At 70.7% G+C, this 18,654-nt stretch carries 13 protein-coding genes and 2 pseudogenes; 10 read left to right on the top strand and 5 right to left on the bottom strand.

All coding sequences use genetic code 11. The features are described from left to right. Window positions 1-3 precede the first annotated feature (3 nt). The 3 genes from ABZ396_RS24745 to ABZ396_RS24735 are packed head-to-tail and all read right to left on the bottom strand — an operon-like array spanning window position 4 to window position 5,193. Entirely contained in the window at window positions 4-3,048 is a 3,045-nt protein-coding gene (locus ABZ396_RS24745) for a glycoside hydrolase family 38 C-terminal domain-containing protein (protein ID WP_358918824.1), read from the bottom strand. A 46-nt stretch (window positions 3,049-3,094) separates the two neighbouring features. Further along, window positions 3,095-4,432 (bottom strand): 6-phospho-beta-glucosidase, encoded by a 1,338-nt coding sequence (locus ABZ396_RS24740; protein ID WP_358918822.1) that lies wholly within the window; start codon window positions 4,430-4,432, stop codon window positions 3,095-3,097. Next, the gene (locus ABZ396_RS24735) at window positions 4,429-5,193 is read right to left on the bottom strand and encodes a DeoR/GlpR family DNA-binding transcription regulator (protein WP_358918821.1); all 765 of its coding nucleotides are present in this window, start codon (window positions 5,191-5,193) and stop codon (window positions 4,429-4,431) included. The genes ABZ396_RS24740 and ABZ396_RS24735 overlap by 4 nt, the downstream gene beginning before the upstream one ends. A 127-nt stretch (window positions 5,194-5,320) precedes the next feature. On the opposite strand from ABZ396_RS24735, the gene ABZ396_RS24730 reads away from it, so the two are divergent. From ABZ396_RS24730 to ABZ396_RS24710, 5 genes are all read left to right on the top strand, one after another. Further along, complete coding sequence (locus tag ABZ396_RS24730) at window positions 5,321-6,340, top strand: carbohydrate kinase family protein (protein WP_358918819.1); 1,020 nt, start codon at window positions 5,321-5,323, stop codon at window positions 6,338-6,340. Between the two features lie 73 nt (window positions 6,341-6,413). Next, complete coding sequence (locus ABZ396_RS24725; RefSeq protein ID WP_358918817.1) at window positions 6,414-7,700, top strand: substrate-binding domain-containing protein; 1,287 nt, start codon at window positions 6,414-6,416, stop codon at window positions 7,698-7,700. Beyond that, entirely contained in the window at window positions 7,700-8,659 is a 960-nt protein-coding gene (locus tag ABZ396_RS24720) for a sugar ABC transporter permease (protein WP_358918815.1), read from the top strand. The genes ABZ396_RS24725 and ABZ396_RS24720 overlap by 1 nt, the downstream gene beginning before the upstream one ends. Before the next feature lie 14 nt (window positions 8,660-8,673). Next, complete coding sequence (locus ABZ396_RS24715) at window positions 8,674-9,537, top strand: carbohydrate ABC transporter permease (protein WP_358918814.1); 864 nt, start codon at window positions 8,674-8,676, stop codon at window positions 9,535-9,537. Further along, window positions 9,534-12,467, top strand: coding sequence for a glycoside hydrolase family 2 TIM barrel-domain containing protein (locus ABZ396_RS24710; RefSeq protein WP_358918812.1), 2,934 nt, complete (start codon window positions 9,534-9,536; stop codon window positions 12,465-12,467). The genes ABZ396_RS24715 and ABZ396_RS24710 overlap by 4 nt, the downstream gene beginning before the upstream one ends. A gap of 97 nt (window positions 12,468-12,564) precedes the next feature. On the opposite strand, the pseudogene ABZ396_RS24705 reads toward ABZ396_RS24710, so the two are convergent. Beyond that, window positions 12,565-12,657, bottom strand: a pseudogene (locus tag ABZ396_RS24705) (MaoC family dehydratase); the annotation flags it as partial. A gap of 191 nt (window positions 12,658-12,848) precedes the next feature. On the opposite strand from ABZ396_RS24705, the gene ABZ396_RS24700 reads away from it, so the two are divergent. Together ABZ396_RS24700 and ABZ396_RS24695 are read left to right on the top strand one after the other, a co-directional pair. Next, window positions 12,849-13,382 carry a MarR family transcriptional regulator gene (locus ABZ396_RS24700; RefSeq protein WP_358918810.1) on the top strand — a complete coding sequence of 178 codons (534 nt, stop codon included), beginning with the start codon at window positions 12,849-12,851 and terminating at the stop codon, window positions 13,380-13,382. Next, the gene (locus ABZ396_RS24695; protein WP_358918808.1) at window positions 13,379-14,149 is read left to right on the top strand and encodes an IclR family transcriptional regulator; all 771 of its coding nucleotides are present in this window, start codon (window positions 13,379-13,381) and stop codon (window positions 14,147-14,149) included. Before ABZ396_RS24700 ends, ABZ396_RS24695 begins: the two co-directional genes overlap by 4 nt. Before the next feature lie 88 nt (window positions 14,150-14,237). On the opposite strand, the gene ABZ396_RS24690 is transcribed toward ABZ396_RS24695, so the two are convergent. Beyond that, complete coding sequence (locus tag ABZ396_RS24690; protein ID WP_358918806.1) at window positions 14,238-16,022, bottom strand: sulfatase-like hydrolase/transferase; 1,785 nt, start codon at window positions 16,020-16,022, stop codon at window positions 14,238-14,240. A 246-nt stretch (window positions 16,023-16,268) separates the two neighbouring features. Here ABZ396_RS24690 and ABZ396_RS24685 point away from each other — a divergent pair. The 3 genes and pseudogenes from ABZ396_RS24685 to ABZ396_RS24675 all read left to right on the top strand — a co-directional run. Then, a pseudogene (locus ABZ396_RS24685) lies at window positions 16,269-16,711 on the top strand (L,D-transpeptidase family protein); the annotation flags it as partial. 177 nt (window positions 16,712-16,888) lie between these two features. After that, the gene (locus ABZ396_RS24680) at window positions 16,889-18,298 is read left to right on the top strand and encodes a glycoside hydrolase family 16 protein (RefSeq protein ID WP_358918804.1); all 1,410 of its coding nucleotides are present in this window, start codon (window positions 16,889-16,891) and stop codon (window positions 18,296-18,298) included. A 117-nt stretch (window positions 18,299-18,415) separates the two neighbouring features. After that, window positions 18,416-18,595 (top strand): hypothetical protein, encoded by a 180-nt coding sequence (locus ABZ396_RS24675; protein WP_358918803.1) that lies wholly within the window; start codon window positions 18,416-18,418, stop codon window positions 18,593-18,595. Window positions 18,596-18,654 lie beyond the last annotated feature (59 nt).

The following is an 18,654-nucleotide window of genomic DNA, read 5'->3' as shown; positions in this document are numbered from 1 at the left end:
CGGTCAGCCCCTCCGGAGGCGGAGGGTGAGGATCTGGAAGGGGCGCAGCTCCACGGGGACGGTGTCGCCGTCGGCGGACACGTCCTCCAGGGGGCGTTCCAGCAGGTCGGTCACCTGGGCGCCCGCGAGCGGGAAGCCGGTGCGGAGCACGCCCTGGGCACGGCCGCCCCGGGACTCGTAGAGCCGGACCACGACATCGCCGGAGACGTCGTCGGCGAGCTTGACCGCCTCGACGGTGACGCCCTCGCCGGTGACGGAGACCACCGGCTGCGGCTCGCCCGCCGAATCGGCGACCCGCAGCGGGAGGTTGAGGGCGTAGCCGGCCGCGACCGCGTCCTCGATGCCCGCGCCGGGCAGGAGGGAGTAGGTGAAGCGGTGGCGGCCCTGGTCGGCCCCGGGGTCCGGGACGCGCGGGGCGCGGACCAGGGAGAGGCGGACCGTGGTGGTCGTACCTCCGTCCTCGCGGACCGTTCGGGAGACGTCGTGGCCGTACGTAGAGTCGTTGACGACGGCGACGCCGTAGCCGGGCTCCGCGATGTGCACCCAGCGGTGGCCGGAGACCTCGAAGCGGGCCGCCTCCCAGGTGGTGTTGGTGTGCGTGGGCCGCTGGACGTGGCCGAACTGGATCTCGGCGGAGGAGTGCGGGGCGCGGATGTCCACCGGGAACCCGGCCTTGAGGAACTTCTCCGCCTCGTGCCAGTCGATGTCCGTCTCGAAGTCGATCCGGGGGCTGCCCGCGCGGACGGTGATCGTCTGGGTGATCTTCGAGCCGTTGCCGAAGGCGCGGGTGACGCGGATGGAGCCGAGCAGCGGGTCCGCGTCGACGACCTCGACCGAGTCCGTTTCCAGGAGATCCGTGTAGCGGTTCTTGTAGTGCTTGTCGACGTCCCAGGCGTCCCAGTAGTTGGGGAGGTCGGTATGGAGGCGGAGCAGGTTGCCCTGGCCGGCGAGGACTTCACGGTTCGCCCGTAGATCGAACACAGAAGACAGTGTGCCGTCTTCTGCGATCCGTACACGGACGAGTCCGTTGTCGATGACCCGCCCGTCGACCGTCACCGGCCGCGGAGCCTCGACGGCGCCCGTCAGAGGCGCGCTGCCGCTCGCCGGGACCTCGACATACACCGGAGCGCCCGCGCCGTCGCGGACGACCTCCGCGCGGTCGTAGGGGCTGGTGTTGAAGACCCGTGCCGGGCCGCCGCCCAGCGCGGCGACCGCCTCGGTGGTGAGCGCCTCCAGTTCCTGGGCGACCCTGCCGTACTCGGCCTCGGCCTCGCGGTGCACCCAGGCGATCGAGGAGCCCGGCAGGATGTCGTGGAACTGGTGGAGCAGGACCGTCTTCCAGAGCCGGTCGAGCTTGTCGTGCGGGTAGCGGTAGCCGGGCGCGTGCAGGACGGCCGTCGTGGCCCACAGCTCGGCCTCCCGCAGCTTGTGTTCGCTGCGCCGGTTGCCCTGCTTGGTGCGGGCCTGGGAGGTGTAGGTGGCGCGGTGCAGCTCCAGGTAGAGCTCGCCGACCCAGACGGGCGCGTCCTCGTACTCGGCGCGGGCCTTGGCGAAGAAGGCGTCCGGGTGCTCGACCTCGACCTTCGGGGAGCCCTCCAGGTCCCTGAGGCGGCGCGCCCGTTCCATGATCTCGCGGGTGGGGCCGCCACCGCCGTCGCCCCAGCCGAAGGGGGCCAGCGAGCGTGTCGCGCCGCCCTTCTCGGCGTAGTTGCGGACCGCGCGGGCCATCTCCTCGCCGCTGAAACGGGCGTTGTAGGTGTCGACGGGCGGGAAGTGCGTGAAGATACGGGTGCCGTCGATGCCCTCCCACCAGAAGGTGTGGTGGGGGAACTTGTTGGTCTGGTTCCAGGAGATCTTCTGGGTGAGGAACCACTCGTTGCCGGCGAGTTTGGCGAGCTGCGGGTAGGCCGCGTTGTAGCCGAAGGAGTCCGGCAGCCAGACGCCCTTGGTCTCAATGCCGAAGTGCTCGATGAAGAACCGCTTGCCGTGGACGAACTGGCGGGCGACCGCCTCGCCGCCGGGCAGGTTGCCGTCGGCCTCCACCCACATGCCACCGACCGGCGCCCACTGGCCCTTCTTCACCGACTCCTGGATCCGGGCCCAGACCTGCGGGTAGTTGTCGCGCACCCACTCGTACTGCTGGGCCTGCGAGCAGGCGAAGACGAACTCCTCGTACTCGTCGGCGAGCGAGGTGACGTTGGAGAAGGTGCGGGAGGTCTTGCGCTTGGTCTCACGGATCGGCCACAGCCAGGCCGAGTCGATGTGGGCGTGACCGACACCGGAGATGCGATGGGCGCTGGCGTGCGCGGGCTTCGACAGCACCGGCTTCAGGGACTCGCGCACGGCGGGGGCCGAGCCGGAGACGTCGTCCAGATCGAGCAGGTCCATCGCGTGGTCGAGGGCGTGCATGATCTCGTGCCGGCGCGGGTCGTGCTCGCCCAGTTCCAGCATCAGCTCGCGCAGCACCTGGACGTCGAGGTCGAGGTGCCAGACCTCCTCGTCGAGGACGGCGATGTCGGCGCGCTTGAAGGTGTAGAGCAGCTTGTCGCCGGCCGTCAGTACGTCGCCGAGCGGTGTCGGCGCCGCGAAGTCGTTCGCCAGGATGTCGGGGTTGGAGGCGGCCTCGACCAGGTAGTCGATCACCTCGCCGCCGGACGCCGGGTTGGCGATCGCCACGTACTGGTTGAGCGGGTTGACCGCCTTCAGCGGGGTCCCGTCGGTCAGATGGACCAGGGCCTCGGCCTGGTTGCCGGGCCAGTCGCCCACGAAGCCGAGGTCGATGACGGCCTCGACGCGGCGGCCCGCGAACGCGGCGGGCACCTGGCCGCGCATCCGGAACCAGGTGGTGCCCCAGGGCGGGCCCCACGGGGTGTCCATCGCGAACGGCTCGTACGGGGCGGCCGCGGCCTCCTCGAAGGGCACCGGCTCCCCGGGGGCCTGCCAGGCGGACACCTCGAAGGGAACGGCGGCCGCGTAGATCGCGGGCTTGATGCGCTGGTTGTGGAGGCGCTCTACGCGCTCCTCGATCCGGCGGCGTTCGTCGTGCATGGAAGACTCCAGAAAAGAGGGTGGGAAAGCGCTTTCCGGCCGCTGCCTACTTTAGGTACCCCAGCCCGGGGTGGACCTCGGTGTACCCCTCCACCAGCCGGCGGGCCACGTTCACCGAGTCGACCAGCGGGTGCAGGGCGAACGCCTTCACGGCCGTCGTACGGGATCCGGACTCGGCCGCGGCGAGCACCTCGCGCTCGACGGCCTTGACCGAGCAGACCAGGCCGGTGGCGTGGTCGGGCAGCGGGTCGACGGCGACCGGGTGGGCGCCGTTGGCGTCGACGAGGCAGGGCACCTCGATGACGGCCTCGCCGTCGAGCACCGAGAGGGTGCCGCGGTTGCGGACGTTGAGGATCAGGGTGGTGCGCTCGTCGCGGGCGATGGCCCGCATCAGCGCCAGGGCGACCTTCTCGTAGCCGCCGGACAGGTCGTCGGCGTCGCGTTCGCCGGCGCCGGCCGTCTCGCGGTTCTCGGCCATGTAGGTCGCCTCGCGCTCGGCGCGGGTGCGCTCCCAGGCCGCCAGGGCGGCGGCCCCCGGCCGCTGGACCTCCTCGTAGAAGTGCGCCTGCTGGTCGCGGAGGAAGGCGCCGCGGGTCTTCTCGGCCTGCTGGTAGGCGCGGACGGCCTCGCGGTTGAAGTAGTAGTAGTGCAGATACTCGTTGGGGATCGCGCCGAGGGACTGGAGCCAGTCGACGCCGAAGAGCTTGCCCTCCTCGAAGGAGCCGAGCAGGCCGGGGTCGGCGAGCAGCCGCGGGAGTTCGTCACGGCCCGCGACGCGCAGGCCGCGCACCCAGCCGAGGTGGTTGAGGCCCACGTAGTCGATCCAGGCCTCGCGCGGGTTCGCGCCGAGAACCCGGGCGATACGGCGGCCGAGGCCGACCGGCGAGTCGCAGATGCCGATGACACGGTCGCCGAGGTGGCGTGACATGGCCTCGGTGACCAGTCCGGCGGGGTTGGTGAAGTTGATGACCCAGGCGTCGGGGGCGAGGCGGGCCACCCGCCGGGCGATGTCGACGGCGACGGGGACGGTCCGCAGACCGTAGGCGATCCCGCCCGCGCCGACCGTCTCCTGGCCGAGGACGCCCTCGGCGAGGGCCACCCGTTCGTCGTCGGCCCTGCCCTCCAGGCCGCCGACGCGGATCGCGGAGAAGATGAAGTCGGCGCCGCGCAGGGCCTCGTCCAGGTCGGTGGTGGCGGTCACGGCGGGGGCGTCTTCGACGGTGGACGCCTGTTCGGCCAGCACACGGGCGACTGCATGCAGCCGACCGGCGTCGAGATCGTGCAGCACGACCTCGGTGACCCGCCCCTCGCCGCGGTCCGTCAGCAGCGCCCCGTACACGAGCGGCACGCGGAATCCGCCGCCGCCCAGAATCGTCAGTTTCACGCTTGAGCCTCTCCTGCCAGGACCACGTCGACACCGGCCTCCTCCAGGGCGGACCGGGTCGCCGGGTCGACCGGCGCGTTGGTCACCACCAGGTCCAGGTCCTCGGGACCGCAGACCTTCGCCATGCCCGTACCCGGGAACTTGGCGGCATCGGCGAGCAGCGCCACCTTGTCGCTCGCCCCGATCATCGCGCGCTTGACCGGCACCTCCACGACCGTCGTGTCCATCACCTGCCCGCCCGGGCGCACTCCACTGGTGCCGAGGAAGAGCCAGTCGGCGTGCAGCTGGCGCAGGTTGTCCTCGGTGAGGAAGCCGACCAGGGAGCGGTACTCACGGCGGACCATGCCGCCGAGCAGCACCAGTTCGATGCCCTCGTCGTCGGCGAGCTCCTCGTAGACCACGAGGTTGCTGGTGATGACGGTGAGACGGCGGCCGTGCAGCCGGCGGGCCAGCCGGTAGGCGGTGGTGCCGATGTCCAGGAGGACCGACTGGCCGTCCGCGACCAGGGCGGCGGCGTGGGCCGCGATGGCGTCCTTCTCCGCGACGCGCACCTCGGCGACCTCGGCGAAGGGCTGGTCGCCCTCGTCGGCGACGGCACCGCCGTGGACCCGCGTCAGCAGGCCCTCCTCCTCCAGTTTCAGCAGGTCACGCCTGACGGTGGCGGGGCTCACGCCGAGTTGCTCGGAGAGATCGGTCACGGCCGCGGGGCCGCCCGAGCGCAGGGCCCGCAGGATGAGTTGATGTCGTCGTTCTGCCAGCACGCGACGCACACTACTCGTCATCTTCAATCATTTCCATGCTCAGTTCTGCTCGGGTATTGACCAATCTCGCGTGGCAGCGCACGATTCCCGTCATCGAAATTGACGAGATTTGACGAGAGGGTGGCGTGTGGACGACGACATACCCGATGTGCTGCTCACCGGACTGCTCTTCTACGACCTCGTCCTCACGGGGCTCGGCAAGCCGCCGACGCCCGGCGAGGAGATCCGGACGGCCGGCATGGGCTGCGGCCCCGGCGGCATCGCCAACCTCGCGGTGGCCGCCGCCCGCTTCGGTCTGCGCACCTCGCTGGCCACGGTCTTCGGCGAGGACTTCTACGGCGCCTACTGCCACGAGGTCCTGGCCGGACAGGAAGGCGTCGACCTCGCCCTCTCCCGGGTCGCGGGCGGCTGGCCCACCCCGGTCACCGTCGCCCTCGCCCACGGGCGGGACCGGGCCCTGGTCACCCACGGCTCACAGCCGCCGTACTCGCAGGACGTGCTGATGGGCGACCCGCCCGAGGCACGCACCGCCCTCGTGCACATCGAGGCCGAAACCCGCGAGTGGATCGCCAAGGCCGCCGCCAACGGCACCCGGATCTACGCCGACGTCGGCTGGGACCCCACCCAGGAGTGGTCCCGCGACCTCCTCGACCAACTCGCCCTGTGCCACGCCTTCCTCCCGAACGAGACCGAGGCGATGGCCTACACCCGCACCCACAGCGCGGTCGCGGCCCTCGGCGCGCTCGCCGAACTGGTCCCGGTGGCCGTGGTCACGCGGGGCGGGGACGGCGCGGTGGCCGTCGACCAGACCACCGGCGAGTTCGCGGAGGTCCCGGCCCTCGCCGTGGACGTCCTCGACGCGACGGGTGCCGGGGACGTCTTCGGGGCGAGCTTCGTCGCCGCCTCCCTCGGCGGCTGGCCGCTGGCGGAACGGCTGCGGTTCGCCGTACTCGCCGCCGGTCTCTCGGTCGGCCACCACGGCGGGGCGCTGGCGGCCCCCGGCTGGTACGGCGTCGACCGCTGGTGGCGCTCCCTGACCGACCCCGATCTGAAATACGCCTACGGCTTCCTGACGGACCGGCTGCCGGCCGACCCCGGCCCGCCCGTCCGCCACGCACCCGTCACTCCCCCCGCACGGCAGTACTGAGACCCCTCGCCACCCCCACGCTCCATGCGAAAGTCCCGAACAGATCCGAAAGATCCGAAAGGCGGTGGGAGCTGTGCGGCTCTCACGTAGAGGCCTGCTGCGCGCGGGCCTGGCCGGTACGGCCGCCACGACGCTCGGCGGCCTGGCATCCGGCTGTGCCGTTCCGACCGGTTCCACCGGCCGGAACATGGTCCTGTGGTATTGGGACGGCGGCCTCGGTGACACGGTCATCAAGAACGCCAAGGCGCGCTACGACGCGCACGTCGACCTGCAGGCCATCAAGATCGGCGGCTACTACCGGTCGAAGCTGCTCACCACGATGACCGGCCGGGCCCGCATACCGGACGTCGCGGGCCTCAAGGGCGAGGACATGGCGTCCTATCTCCCCGACGCCGACCAGTTCGTGGACCTGCGCACGCTGGGCGCGGACAAGTACCGGAGACAGTACCTGCCCTGGAAGTGGGATCAGGGCATCGCCGACGACGGCACCATGGTCGGCTTCCCGATCGACTGCGGCCCGGTCGCGCACCTCTATCAGTACCCGGTCTTCCGGAAGGCCGGACTGCCCTACGAACCCGACGACGTCTCCGCCGAACTGAACACCTGGGAGAAGTTCTTCGCGGCCGGCGAGCGGCTCAAGAGGCGGATCCCGGGGACCTTTCTGCTCTCCGACGTCAACGCCGTCTTCGAGAACGTGGTGCAGCAGGGCAGCGAGCGGTACGTCGACAAGGACCGCCACTTCATCGGCGACCAGGAGCACGTCCGCCACGCCTGGGCGCTGGCCGTGGAGGCCAAGCGGCGGGGGATTGTCTCCGCCCTGGTCAGCGGCACGCCGGACCAGCTCTCCGCGCTCCAGGACGGCAAGCTGCCCAGCCAGCTCAACGCCTCCTGGGCCACCAACGACATCAAGACCGGTGTACCGAAGACCAAGGGCAGGTGGCGGGTTGCCCAGATGCCGGTACGGCCGTCCAACAACGGTGGTTCGTTCCTGTCGATCACCAAGGCGTGCCGCGAGCCCGAGCAGGCGTTCCAGATCATCGCCTGGATACTGAACGCCGCCAACCAGGCACAGGGCTTCGTGGACGCGGGGCTCTTCCCCTCGACCCCGGCGTCGTACGACATGAAGACCCTGCGCGCGCCCGACCCGTTCTTCGGCGGCCAGGTGACGATGGACGTCTTCGGGCCCGCCGCGCAGAAGATCGCGGTCGCCTACAACAGCCCGTTCGACGTGGCGCTCTCGCAGCCCCTCAAGGACGAGATCAAGAACGTCGGCGTCCTCGGCAAGAACCCCGAGCAGGCCTGGAAGGACGCCATGAGCAAGTGCCGGCGCATCGCCAAGCACCTGGGGGTGAGCTACTGATGGCCACCGCACTGGAGAAGCCCACAGCGACCGTGGCACGGACCTCGACGGCCGGCGGCCCCCGCAAGGGATTCCGCAAGTACTGGCACCTCTACGCCGCGATCTCCCCCTTCTACCTCCTCTTCGTCTGCTTCGGCCTGATCCCGGTCGGCTTCTCGCTCTATGTCTCCCTCCACCGCTGGGACGGCCTCGGCTCGATGGAGTGGGCGGGTCTGTCGCAGTACCGGTACCTGCTGGACGACACCGACTTCTGGACCGCGGTCGGGAACACGATCGTCATCTGGGCGCTCGCCACCTTCCCCATGATCTTCCTGGCGATGGTGACGGCCGCGATGCTCAACTCGGCGGTCCGCTTCAAGAACCTCTACCGCTTCGCCTACTTCCTGCCGAACGTCACCTCGGTGGTCGCCGTGGCGATCATCTTCGGTTCGGTGTTCTCCACCAACTTCGGCCTGGTGAACGCCTTTCTGCAGGCGGTGGGCCTCGACCAGGTGGCCTGGCTGAACACCCCCTGGGGCATCAAGGTCGCCATCGCCACCCTGATGACCTGGCAGTGGACCGGCTACAACGCGATCATCTTCCTCGCCGGACTGCAGACGATCCCCGGTGAACTGTATGAAGCCGCCCGTATGGACGGCGCCGGGCCCGTGCAGACCTTCTTCCGGATCACGCTGCCGATGATGCGGCCGGTGCTGCTGTTCGTGCTCGTCGTGTCGACCGTCACCGGTCTGCAGAGTTTCTCCGAACCGCAGGTGCTGCTCCAGACCACCGCCAACGACTCGACGTTCGCGGGCGGTCCGGGTCACGCCGGCCAGACGATGGTCCTCTACTTCTTCCAGCAGACCTTCGACAACAACGACTTCGGCTACGGCGCCGCCGTGGCGTGGGGCATCTTCCTCGTCGTCATCATCTTCTCGATCATCAACTGGCGCCTGGTGCAGCGCCGGGGCGAAGACTAGGGAGGCCGCACACCATGGCATCCATCCGCACAACCCGCCGCCCCAGGGCCGTCAAGGGCACCCGCGGCCGTGGCATCGCCCTGCACGCCGTCCTGATCGTCGGTCTGCTGCTGTCGGCCTTCCCGTTCTACTGGGCGGTGATCATGTCGACGCACACCTCGTCGGAGATCTTCTCCTACCCGCCGAAGCTGCTGCCGGGCCCGCACTTCCTGGAGAACGTCCGCAGTCTCTTCGGCAACATCGACTTCTTCGGTTCGATGGCTAACTCGCTGCTGGTCGCGGGCTCGGTGACCTTCCTGGTCCTGTTCTTCGACTCGCTCGCGGCCTTCGTCTTCGCCAAGTTCGACTTCCCGGGCAAGAACGTGCTGTTCGCCCTGCTGATGGTCATCTTCATGGTGCCGGCCCAGCTGTCCGCCATCCCCCAGTTCGTGATCATGGGGAAGCTGGGCTGGATCGGCTCGATGACCTCGCTGATCGTGCCGGCGGCGGCCAACGCGTTCGGCATCTTCTGGATGCGCCAGTACATGAAGGGCGCCATCCACGACGAACTCCTCGACGCCTCCCGCATCGACGGCGCCGACTTCCTCCGCCAGTACTGGCACGTGGCCCTCCCGGTGGTCCGGCCGGGCCTCGCCTTCCTCGGCATCTTCACCTTCATGGGCCAGTGGAACGACTACGCCTGGCCCCTGATCGCCCTCACCAACCCGGACAACGTCACTCTCCAGGTGGCGCTGTCCCAGCTCAACGGAACCCACGGAACCACCGACTACGGAATGGTCATGACCGGAGCGCTTCTCGCCCTCGTCCCCCTGCTGGTCGTGTTCGCGGCCGGCGCCCGCCAGATCATCGGCGACCTGGCCAAGGGAGCCATCAAGTGACGGACCCGCTGGTGGCCGTCCGCCCCTGGGAGGCACCCGAGGTGACCTCCTGGGGGCGGTTGCCGACGCATACCGTCGACCGCCGTCCGGGCGCCCTGTCCCTGGACGGCGAGTGGCGCTTCCAGCTGCTGCCGGCTCCGGACGCGGCGACGGTCGACGATCTATGGTCGACCGCATACGTCCCAGGCGTGTGGACGATGCAGGATACGGACGACCGTCCGCAGTACACGAACGTCCGTATTCCGTACGCGGAATTCCCGCCGCAGGCGCCCGCCGCCAATCCGACCGGCATCTACGAGCGTGAACTGGATGTCCCCGCCGACTGGACCGGCCGCCGGATCGTCCTCCAGGTCGGCGCCGCCGAGAGCGTCCTCCTCGTCCACGTGGACGGGCGGCCCGTCGGCATCTCCAAGGACTCCCATCTGGCCGCCGAGTTCGACCTGACGGAACGGCTCCGCCCCGGCGAGCGGTCGGTCGTACGGCTGACCGTCGTCAAGTGGTCGGACGCCTCGCACATCGAGGACCAGGACCACTGGTGGCACGGCGGAATCACCCGCTCGGTGCTGCTGTACGCGACCGACCCGCTGTATCTCGCGGACGTGACCGTGCGGGCGCGGCGGGACGGCGACCTGCGGGTGGACTGTCTGGTGCGGAACGCGGCGGGCGGCCGGGCGCTGCCCCGGGGGTGGTACGTCAGCGCCGATGTGGACGGCGAACTCCTCACGCAGGACGCCGAGTTCGATCGGCTCAACGCGGAGGACGACCGGGTCTCCGACTTCCTGGGCGAGGCCCGCATCCATGCAACCGTGCCCGAGGTGAGCACCTGGAACGCGGAGGAGCCCGAGCTGTACGGGCTGACCGTCCGGCTGCACCGCGCGGACGGCACGGTCGCCGACGCGTCGAACCACCGCGTCGGCTTCCGTGACGTCGAGATCGCCGGCCGGGACCTGCTCGTCAACGGCGAGCGGGTGTTCATCCGGGGCGTCAACCGGCACGACTTCCACCCGCTCACCGGGCGGACGGTGTCCTACGACGACATGCGCGCTGACCTGGTGCTGCTGAAGCGGTTCGGCTTCAACGCGATCCGCACCTCGCACTACCCGAACGACCCCACGCTCTACGACCTCGCCGACGAGCTGGGTCTCTACGTCGTCGACGAGGCCGACATCGAGTCCCACGACCACGCGCACGAGATCGCCGACGACCCGCGCTATCTGAACGCCTTCGTGGACCGGGTCTCACGCATGGTGCTGCGCGACAAGAACCACCCGTCGGTCATCATCTGGTCACTGGGCAACGAGTCCGACTACGGGGCCAACCACGACGCGGCGGCAGGCTGGGTACGGCGGCACGATCCCACCCGGCCCATCCAGTACGAGGGGGCGGCCAGGCGCGGCTGGGCGGACCCGGACGTGGCCTCCGACATCGCCTGCCCGATGTACGCCCCGCTGGAGGAGTGCGTGGCGCACGCGCTGTCCGGGGAGCAGACCAAGCCGCTCATCCAGTGCGAGTACTCGCACGCCATGGGCAACAGCAACGGCACGCTGGCCGACCACTGGGCTGCCATCGAGTCCACTCCAGGTCTTCAGGGCGGGTTCATCTGGGAGTTCTGGGACCACGGAATTCTCCAGCGGGTGAGCGACGGTAGACCGGTCGGGCGCGCGGGCGCCGGGCTGTACGACAACGGTGTCGCCGCGCCCGGCCACCGCTGGGCGTACGGCGGCGACTTCGGCGAGGCCCTGCACGACGGGGCGTTCGTCGCGGACGGAGTGGTCTTCCCGGACCGCACGCCCAAGCCCGCGATGTACGAGCACCGGGAGATCGCGGCGCCGGTGCGTATCCGGTGCTTCAAGCACGAGGGCATCGTGCTCGCCAACCACCAGCACTTCCGGGGCTTCGGCTGGCTGACAGGCACCTGGGAGCTGGCGCTGGCCGACGGCCGTACCCTGACCGGCCCGGCGGAGCTGCCCGAGCTGTGCCCCGGCGAGACCGCGGCCGTACCGCTGCCCTTCGAGGTGCCGGCGGACGGCGGCGAGGCCTGGCTGACACTGCGGGTGACGACCGCCGAGGACCAGGCCTGGGCGCCGGCCGGCACGGAGATCTGCGCGCCGCAGATCCGGATCCGGGCGGCGGACACCCCCGGGGAGCCTGTGCCGGCGGGACCGGCCGTGGAGGTGGACGGCGAGGGTCTGCTGCTGCACCCGCTGCTGACCGCCGCTCCGGCGCTGTCGCTGTGGCGGGCGCCCACGGATAACGACGAGCTGGGCGGGATCGCGCTGCGCTGGCGGGCCTGGGGCCTGGACCAGCTGGTGCGCAAGGTGGTTTCCGTGCGCCGGGACGGCGACCGGGTGGCCGTGGTCGCCGAGTACGCCGGTACGGTCGGTGTCGTACGGCACCGGCAGGAGTTCATCCCGGTCGAGGGCGGCATCCGGGTCGAGGAGTCGGCCGAGCTGCCCGCGGTGTTCGACGACGTGGCCCGGGTCGGCTCGGTCTTCGAGACGGTGGCCGGGCTCGATCTGCTGGAGTGGTTCGGTCAGGGTCCCTGGGAGTCGTACCCGGACCGCGCCGCCGGCGCCCCGGTCGGCCACCACTGTCTCCCCGTGGACAAGTTGTTCACCCCGTATCTGCGGCCCCAGGAGAGCGGCGGCCGGCACGGCGTACGGCGGTTCACGCTGTCGGCGCCGGACGGGACCGGACTCGCGGTCGAGCTGGACGAGCCCCGCCAGGTCTCCGTCACCCGCTACCGCGCCGAGGACCTCACCGCGGTCACGCACCACGACGAACTCGTGCCGCGGGCCGGCTGTGTGGTCCACATCGACGCCGCACACCGGGGCCTCGGTACGGCCTCGTGCGGTCCCGACACCCTCCCCTCCTACCTCGTCGCACCGGGCGTCCACCGCTGGAGCTGGACCCTGCGAGTGGGTTCCTGACGATTGGTCACCTATTCGCTCACCCTGCGGATACCTCCAAAGGCTCGTCGAGGCGCTGTGCGGAGGGGCTGACAAGCCGCGCCGCACGGCGACCTGCTCAGGCGTAGAACCGCGACAGGCTCCGCAGAACGGCGGCGGGCTTGGTCCCGCCCTCGATCTCGATCGTCCCGTCCACGGCGATCTGCACCCCGCTGGACGAGGCCGTGGCCGATCAGGCCGTCAAGTCCATCACCGAGGCCGGCGGCACCGCAGTCGCCGAAGTGGTCCCGGTCGGGGGGCGCGGGCGGTGTCCCTTCAACGTACGACGGTTGCGGCTTCGAGATAGAAGCTAAGAGCAATAATTGTTGTCGTCAATAGTTGTTGCCGACCCGCGGGTGCGTCATGCTGGAGTCGGTGCCACAGAACGCCCCCGCCGCCGGGGCCCGGACCAGGGAGACCGCCATCACCCGCCAGCACACCGAGAACCCGACCTCGATCGACGCGGAGGAGCCGTGGATGCGCGAGCTGCACGCGGACACGGGCTACCTGCTGTACCGCCTGGGCCTGCGCTCGGGGCAGCTCTTCAACACGGTCCTGCAGGAGTCGGGGCTACGGCTGCGCCACTACGCGGTGCTGCGTTTCCTCGCCACCTCGCAGGGCGCGCTCCAGCGGGAGCTGAGCACCCGGCTCGGCTACGACCCGAGCGCGATCGTCGGCCTGGTCGACGACCTGGAGAAGCTGGGCTTCGCCGAGCGGCGCCCCTCCCCCGACGACCGCCGCAGCCGGATCGTCGTCCTCACCGAGGCCGGCGGCGCCTTCCTGCGGGACACCGACGAGGCGGGCCAGCGGGTCACGAGCGATCTGCTCGGCCCGCTCGACCCCGCCGAGCGTCAGGCACTCCACGCTCTTCTGCTGCGCGTCGCCGACCGGCCATGACCGCCGCCGCCCGCTCCGCGCCCGACCGGTTGCTGGCGGTGCTGGCCGCGTTCGACCACCGGCATCCGGCGCTCAGCCTGAGCGGCATCAGCCGGCGGGCCGGGCTCTCCCTGAGCACCGCGCACCGCCTGGTCGGCGCGCTCACCGCGTGGGGCGCGCTGGAGCGGGACCCGGACGGCTTCTACCACGTGGGGCTGCGGCTCTGGGAGCTGGCCGCGCTGGCGCCCCGGGGGCTCGCGCTGCGCCAGATCGCGCTGCCTTATCTGGAGGACCTGTACGAAGCGACCCACGAGAACGTGCAGTTGGCGGTGCGGGACGGGTCCGAGGTCGTCTACATCGAGTGGCTGTCGGGGCGTTCGGCGGTGGGTGTGCACATCCGGGTGGGCGCCCGCTGGCCGCTGCACGCGACGGGGGTGGGCCTCGCCCTGCTCGCGCACGAGACACCCGGGCTCCAACAGGAGTACTGCGCGGGGTCGCTGGCCGCCTTCACGCCGTACACCATCACGGATCCAGGTCAATTGCGCCGCTCGCTGGCCGAGGTGCGGCGCACGGGCGTCGCGGTGAGCAGCCGTCAGGTGACCGACGACGCGCTGTCGGTGGCGGCTCCGGTGCGCGGGGCGGCGGGGCAGGTGGTATCGGCCGTCTCGGTGGTGGTGCCCCAGGCCGGCGCCCAGGTACCGGCGCTGGTCCCGGCGGTACGGCTGGCGGCCCGCGGCATCTCTCGCGCACTGGGCTGGCAGCCGGAGCGGCCGGAACCGTCCGGATAGCGCGGCCGGGTGACGGCGGACAACGCCCGACGGCGTCCGTTCCCGACGCGGGGTCGAATCGGGGCCCCGGCGAATACCTGACGTGGGATCAGCCGAGCGCCGCCGTCGCCGTGTACGTCAGCTCGTCGCCCTGGTGGTGGGCCGTGCCCCGGCAGGTGAACGTCGTGGCGGTGGAGACCGGGGGGCGGGCGACCCGCCAGCGGACCGTGAGGCGTTCGCCGGGATCCAGGCGGGCCGCGGTGGCCGCGTCCCGGGCGTGGACCACCCAGCCGCTCGGGGCGTCGAGGGTGAGCCGGGCGGCGTTCCAGGGCCGCCCGGAGCCGTTGGCCAGCGTGGCGGTGACCGTGAACTCCGCTCCCCCGCCGCCCACTTCAAGGGTCACGCCGAAGGGCTTGCGCGGGTACACCGGCGCCCACGACCCGCGCATCAGCTTCACCAGGGCGTCCGCCTGCGCGGGCCGGGCGGCGGCGAGGTCGTGCTCCTCGCCGGGGTCGCGGGCGAGGTCGTACAGCTCCACGTCCCACTGGTCGTCCGGAGCGCGAAGGTTCTGCCCCGGCGCGAACCGGATCGCCTTGAGGTCGCCGCGCCGCAGCGCCTCGGCGAGCCGGTCGCCCCGGCCGTGGTCGACGGCGTTCTGGCGTGCGGTGACGCCCGCGTGGTTGCGGTAGAAGTACAGGCTGTCGTGGTGGGCCGTATGCGAGGAGCCGCGCAGGAGGGGGGCGATGGAGAGGCCGTCGACGTCGGTGGGGGCGGGCGCGCCCGCGAGGTCGGCGAGGGTGGGCAGCAGGTCGGTGAGCGGGGTGGGCCGGTCCGTGGTGCCGGTCGGGACGTGCCGCGGGGACCAGGCGATGAGGGGGACACGGATGCCGCCCTCGTAGAGGTTCCGCTTGAAGCCACGCAACGGGCCGTTGCCGTCGAAGAGTTCGGGGTCGGTGCCCGCCTCCTCGTGCGGTCCGTTGTCGCTGGTGACGAGGACGACGGTGTTGTCGGCGAGGCCGAGCGCGGTCAGCTTGTCGGTGAGGTCGCCGACGAGGGTGTCGAAGCCGGTGACCTGGGCGGCGTGCCGTTTGTTGGGCCCGGTCCAGGGGCGGTCGGCGTACTCGCCGACGTGCGGGTCCTTGCTGGGCGCGTGCGGCACGGTCGGGGCGAGGTAGAGCAGGAACGGCTCGTCGCGGTGGGTGTGGATGAAGCCGAGCGCGCGTTCGGAGATGAGGTCGGGGGCGTAGACCTTCTGGGCGCCGCCCTTGTTGGCCGGGATCTCCTCACGGCTGCCGTTGTGCCACAGGTACTCGGGGAAGTAGTCGTGGGCGTGGTGGTGGGTGAGGTAGCCGTAGAACTCGTCGAAGCCGCGGGAGTTGGGGTGGCTCGGCTGGTCGGGGGCGTTGGGTCCGAAGCCCCACTTGCCGATCAGGCCGGTGCGGTAGCCGAGCGCCTTGAGCGCCTCCGCGAAGGTGAAGTCCCGGTCGGTGAGGGCGCCCTGGCCGCCCGGTCCGAAGGGGTTGCTCCGCACGGTCGCGTGCCCGCTGTGCAGGCCGGTGAGGAGCGAGCAGCGCGCGGGCGCGCACACCGGGGCGGGCGCGTAGGCCTGGGTGAAGCGCAGGCCCTCGGCGGCGAGGGTGTCCAGACGCGGGGTGTGCATCAGCTGCTGGCCGTAGGAGCCGAGTTCGCCGTAGCCGAGGTCGTCGGCGAGGACGACCACGAAGTTGAGCCGGTTCGACGGGGTCCGCGCGGCGGGCGCCGCCACGGCCGGGTTGACGGTGTGCGGGGCCGGCCGGGCGGGCTGTGCCGCGTCCCCGTCCTCGCACGCCGTGACCGCGGCGAGCGCGACGGGCGCGGCGGCGGCCCCGGTGAGGAAGCGGCGGCGGCTGGGCATAGGGTCCCCTGGTGTGACGGCGGCGCGTGGTCCTGAACAGATGGTGATCGCAACCATCCGTCCAGGACCATGCACACGCTGTGAACGCTCTGTTTCGACTCGTCAGAGGGAATCTCAGGGTCGGAGGTTCCCTCTCCACGACATCAGAATGATCACAAACCTGTGCGACGGCCGTACCACCGGGTCCCGTCCAGGCGCACTCAGGAGGGCAGCACCGCGCGCAACCGTCGGTCACGCGGGGCGTGGAGGCGGGACGGCGCCACGTACGCCACCTACCCGGTCACCGGCGGCGACTCCGACCACACCACCCGGTCCGGGATCATGGTGATCAGCGAGCGGTTCAAGCAGACCCGGATGGAGTCCTCCACGGTCGGTCTCGGCGACGAGTACGAATCCCCGACGTCCCGCACGCGCAGCGCGTGACCACCTCCGGCACCTTCGTGCACGGCGACTACTGGGCGTGCACCTCGGTGTTCGGCAGCCAGAACACCAGCCATGGCCGCGTCGGCCTGCATGACCCCAAGGGTGCGAGCGACTCCTCGGTCGCCGGCTACAAGTTCTACGAGAGCTCGATGCTCGGCGATGTGGTGATCGTCGGGAACTCCGGCGAGAGGACCGTCGAGGCCTCCAACGGCCTCAACGGCTGGTACCTGTCCTGGTCGGACTGGAAGGCCGGCAGCGCGGTCTGACCCGTCGGCGGCTTCACCGCCTGAACTGCCTTGAGGAACAAGGAGATTCTTTGTTTTAACTCTTGACGGCCGCAGGCACGGAGAGCACATTGGGCCCACTTTGAGAGCGCTCTCAGCCAGTCCCGGCGCTCTCGGAGGCATCCCGCGCACCCCCACTCCGTACCCGAGAGGCACCCCATGAGTGAAACCTCCGGTATAGCCCCTGCGGATCACAGACGGCGGCGCTCCTTCCGCCGTGCCCTCGTCGCCGTACTCGCCACGATCGGTCTGGCGGCCGCCGCCGCCACGACCGCCACCCTCCCCGCCAGCGCCTCCGCGCCCGGTGTGCCGTCCGGCTGGAGCCAGGTCTTCCTCGACGACTTCAACGGCACCGCCGGTACCGGTGTCAACACCTCCAACTGGCAGTACGACACCGGGACCTCGTACCCGGGCGGACCCGCCAACTGGGGCACCGGCGAGGTCGAGACGATGACCTCCAGCACCGCCAACGTCGCCCTCGACGGCAGCGGCAACCTGAAGATCACCCCGGTGCGCGACGCGGCCGGCCATTGGACGTCGGGCCGTATCGAGACCACCCGCACCGACTTCCAGCCCCCGGCCGGCGGCAAGCTGCGCGTCGAGGCGCGTATCCAGATGCCGAACGTCACCGGCGCCGCCGCTTACGGCTACTGGCCCGCGTTCTGGACGCTGGGCGCGCCCTACCGGGGCAACTACCAGAACTGGCCGGGCGTCGGCGAGCTGGACATCATGGAGAACGTCCAGGGCCTGAACAAGGTCTGGGCGACCATGCACTGCGGCACCAGCCCCGGCGGCCCGTGCAACGAGACCACCGGCATTGGCAACTCCACCGCCTGCCCGAACACCACCTGCCAGTCCGGCTTCCACACCTACACGATGGAATGGGACCGCTCGGCGAGCCCCGAGGCGATCCGCTTCTACGTCGACGGCGTCAACTACCACACGGTGACGGCCAGTCAGGTGGACGCCACCACCTGGACGAACGCCACGAACCACGGCTTCTTCGTCATCCTGAACGTGGCGATGGGCGGCGGCTTCCCTGACGCCTTCGGCGGCGGCCCGACCAGCGCCACCGAGTCCGGCCACCCGATGGTCGTCGACTATGTGCAGGTCCTGCAGTCCGGTGTGGGCGGCACCACGCCCCCGCCCACCGGCAACCGGGACGCCTACAGCGCGATCCAGGCCGAGTCGTACGACAGCCAGTCCGGGGTGACCACCGAGACCACCACGGACACCGGCGGTGGCCAGAACCTCGGCTACATCACCAACGGCGACTGGGCGCTGTACAAGGGTGTCAAGTTCGGCTCCACGGCTGCCACCCAGTTCCACGCGAGGGTGGCGAGCGGCGCGGCCTCCGGGGTGAGCGGCCTGGTCCAGGTTCGTCTGGACAGTCCGTCCAACTCCCCCGTCGGCAGCTTCGCCGTGGGCAACACCGGCGGCTGGCAGACCTGGACGACGGTCCCGGCCAACATCAGCGCGGTGACCGGCACCCACGACGTCTATCTGACGTTCAGCAGCGGCCAGCCGGCGGACTTCGTGAACGTGAACTGGTTCGACTTCGGTCACTGACCGGGCCGTCGGGGTGCCCCAGGGACAGGCTCTCGCGGGGCACCCGCACGGTCACGTCCCGTCCCATCCCGTCCCGGCTGAGACAGTTGCCACTCGGCACGCCTACGATTCGCTGCCATGGGGGAACCGAAATCCGGGCCTGCGGCGGGAGTTGTCCTGGCCACGGGCCGTACCCGGGGGTGGGTGGAGCAGAACGCGCTGCACCGGAGACAGGGACGGACGACGGTCGTCGCACCCGGGGCGCGGATCCGCCGGGTGGAGGTCGGCGGGCAGTCGCTGACCGTGTTGGTCCTCTAGGACACGCAGGCCGACGTGGTCCTCATGGTCCGGCACCGCGATGCGGACATGGTCGCCGC

Source organism: Streptomyces sp. NPDC005866 (assembly GCF_040629895.1).
Classification (GTDB): domain Bacteria; phylum Actinomycetota; class Actinomycetes; order Streptomycetales; family Streptomycetaceae; genus Streptomyces.
The sequence above is the reverse complement of the archived record's forward strand: the minus strand, read 5'-3'. Positions and strand labels throughout refer to the sequence as shown.

What these genes read in the sequence shown, in the direction of transcription:
- ABZ396_RS24745 (WP_358918824.1), bottom strand. Translation starts at nt 3,048, where the DNA reads ATGCACGACGAACGCCGCCGGATCGAGGAGCGCGTAGAGCGCCTCCAC.
- ABZ396_RS24720 (WP_358918815.1), top strand. Translation starts at nt 7,700, where the DNA reads ATGGCCACCGCACTGGAGAAGCCCACAGCGACCGTGGCACGGACCTCG.
- ABZ396_RS24715 (WP_358918814.1), top strand. Translation starts at nt 8,674, where the DNA reads ATGGCATCCATCCGCACAACCCGCCGCCCCAGGGCCGTCAAGGGCACC.
- ABZ396_RS24700 (WP_358918810.1), top strand. Translation starts at nt 12,849, where the DNA reads ATGCTGGAGTCGGTGCCACAGAACGCCCCCGCCGCCGGGGCCCGGACC.
- ABZ396_RS24695 (WP_358918808.1), top strand. Translation starts at nt 13,379, where the DNA reads ATGACCGCCGCCGCCCGCTCCGCGCCCGACCGGTTGCTGGCGGTGCTG.
- ABZ396_RS24690 (WP_358918806.1), bottom strand. Translation starts at nt 16,022, where the DNA reads ATGCCCAGCCGCCGCCGCTTCCTCACCGGGGCCGCCGCCGCGCCCGTC.
- ABZ396_RS24680 (WP_358918804.1), top strand. Translation starts at nt 16,889, where the DNA reads ATGAGTGAAACCTCCGGTATAGCCCCTGCGGATCACAGACGGCGGCGC.
- ABZ396_RS24675 (WP_358918803.1), top strand. Translation starts at nt 18,416, where the DNA reads ATGGGGGAACCGAAATCCGGGCCTGCGGCGGGAGTTGTCCTGGCCACG.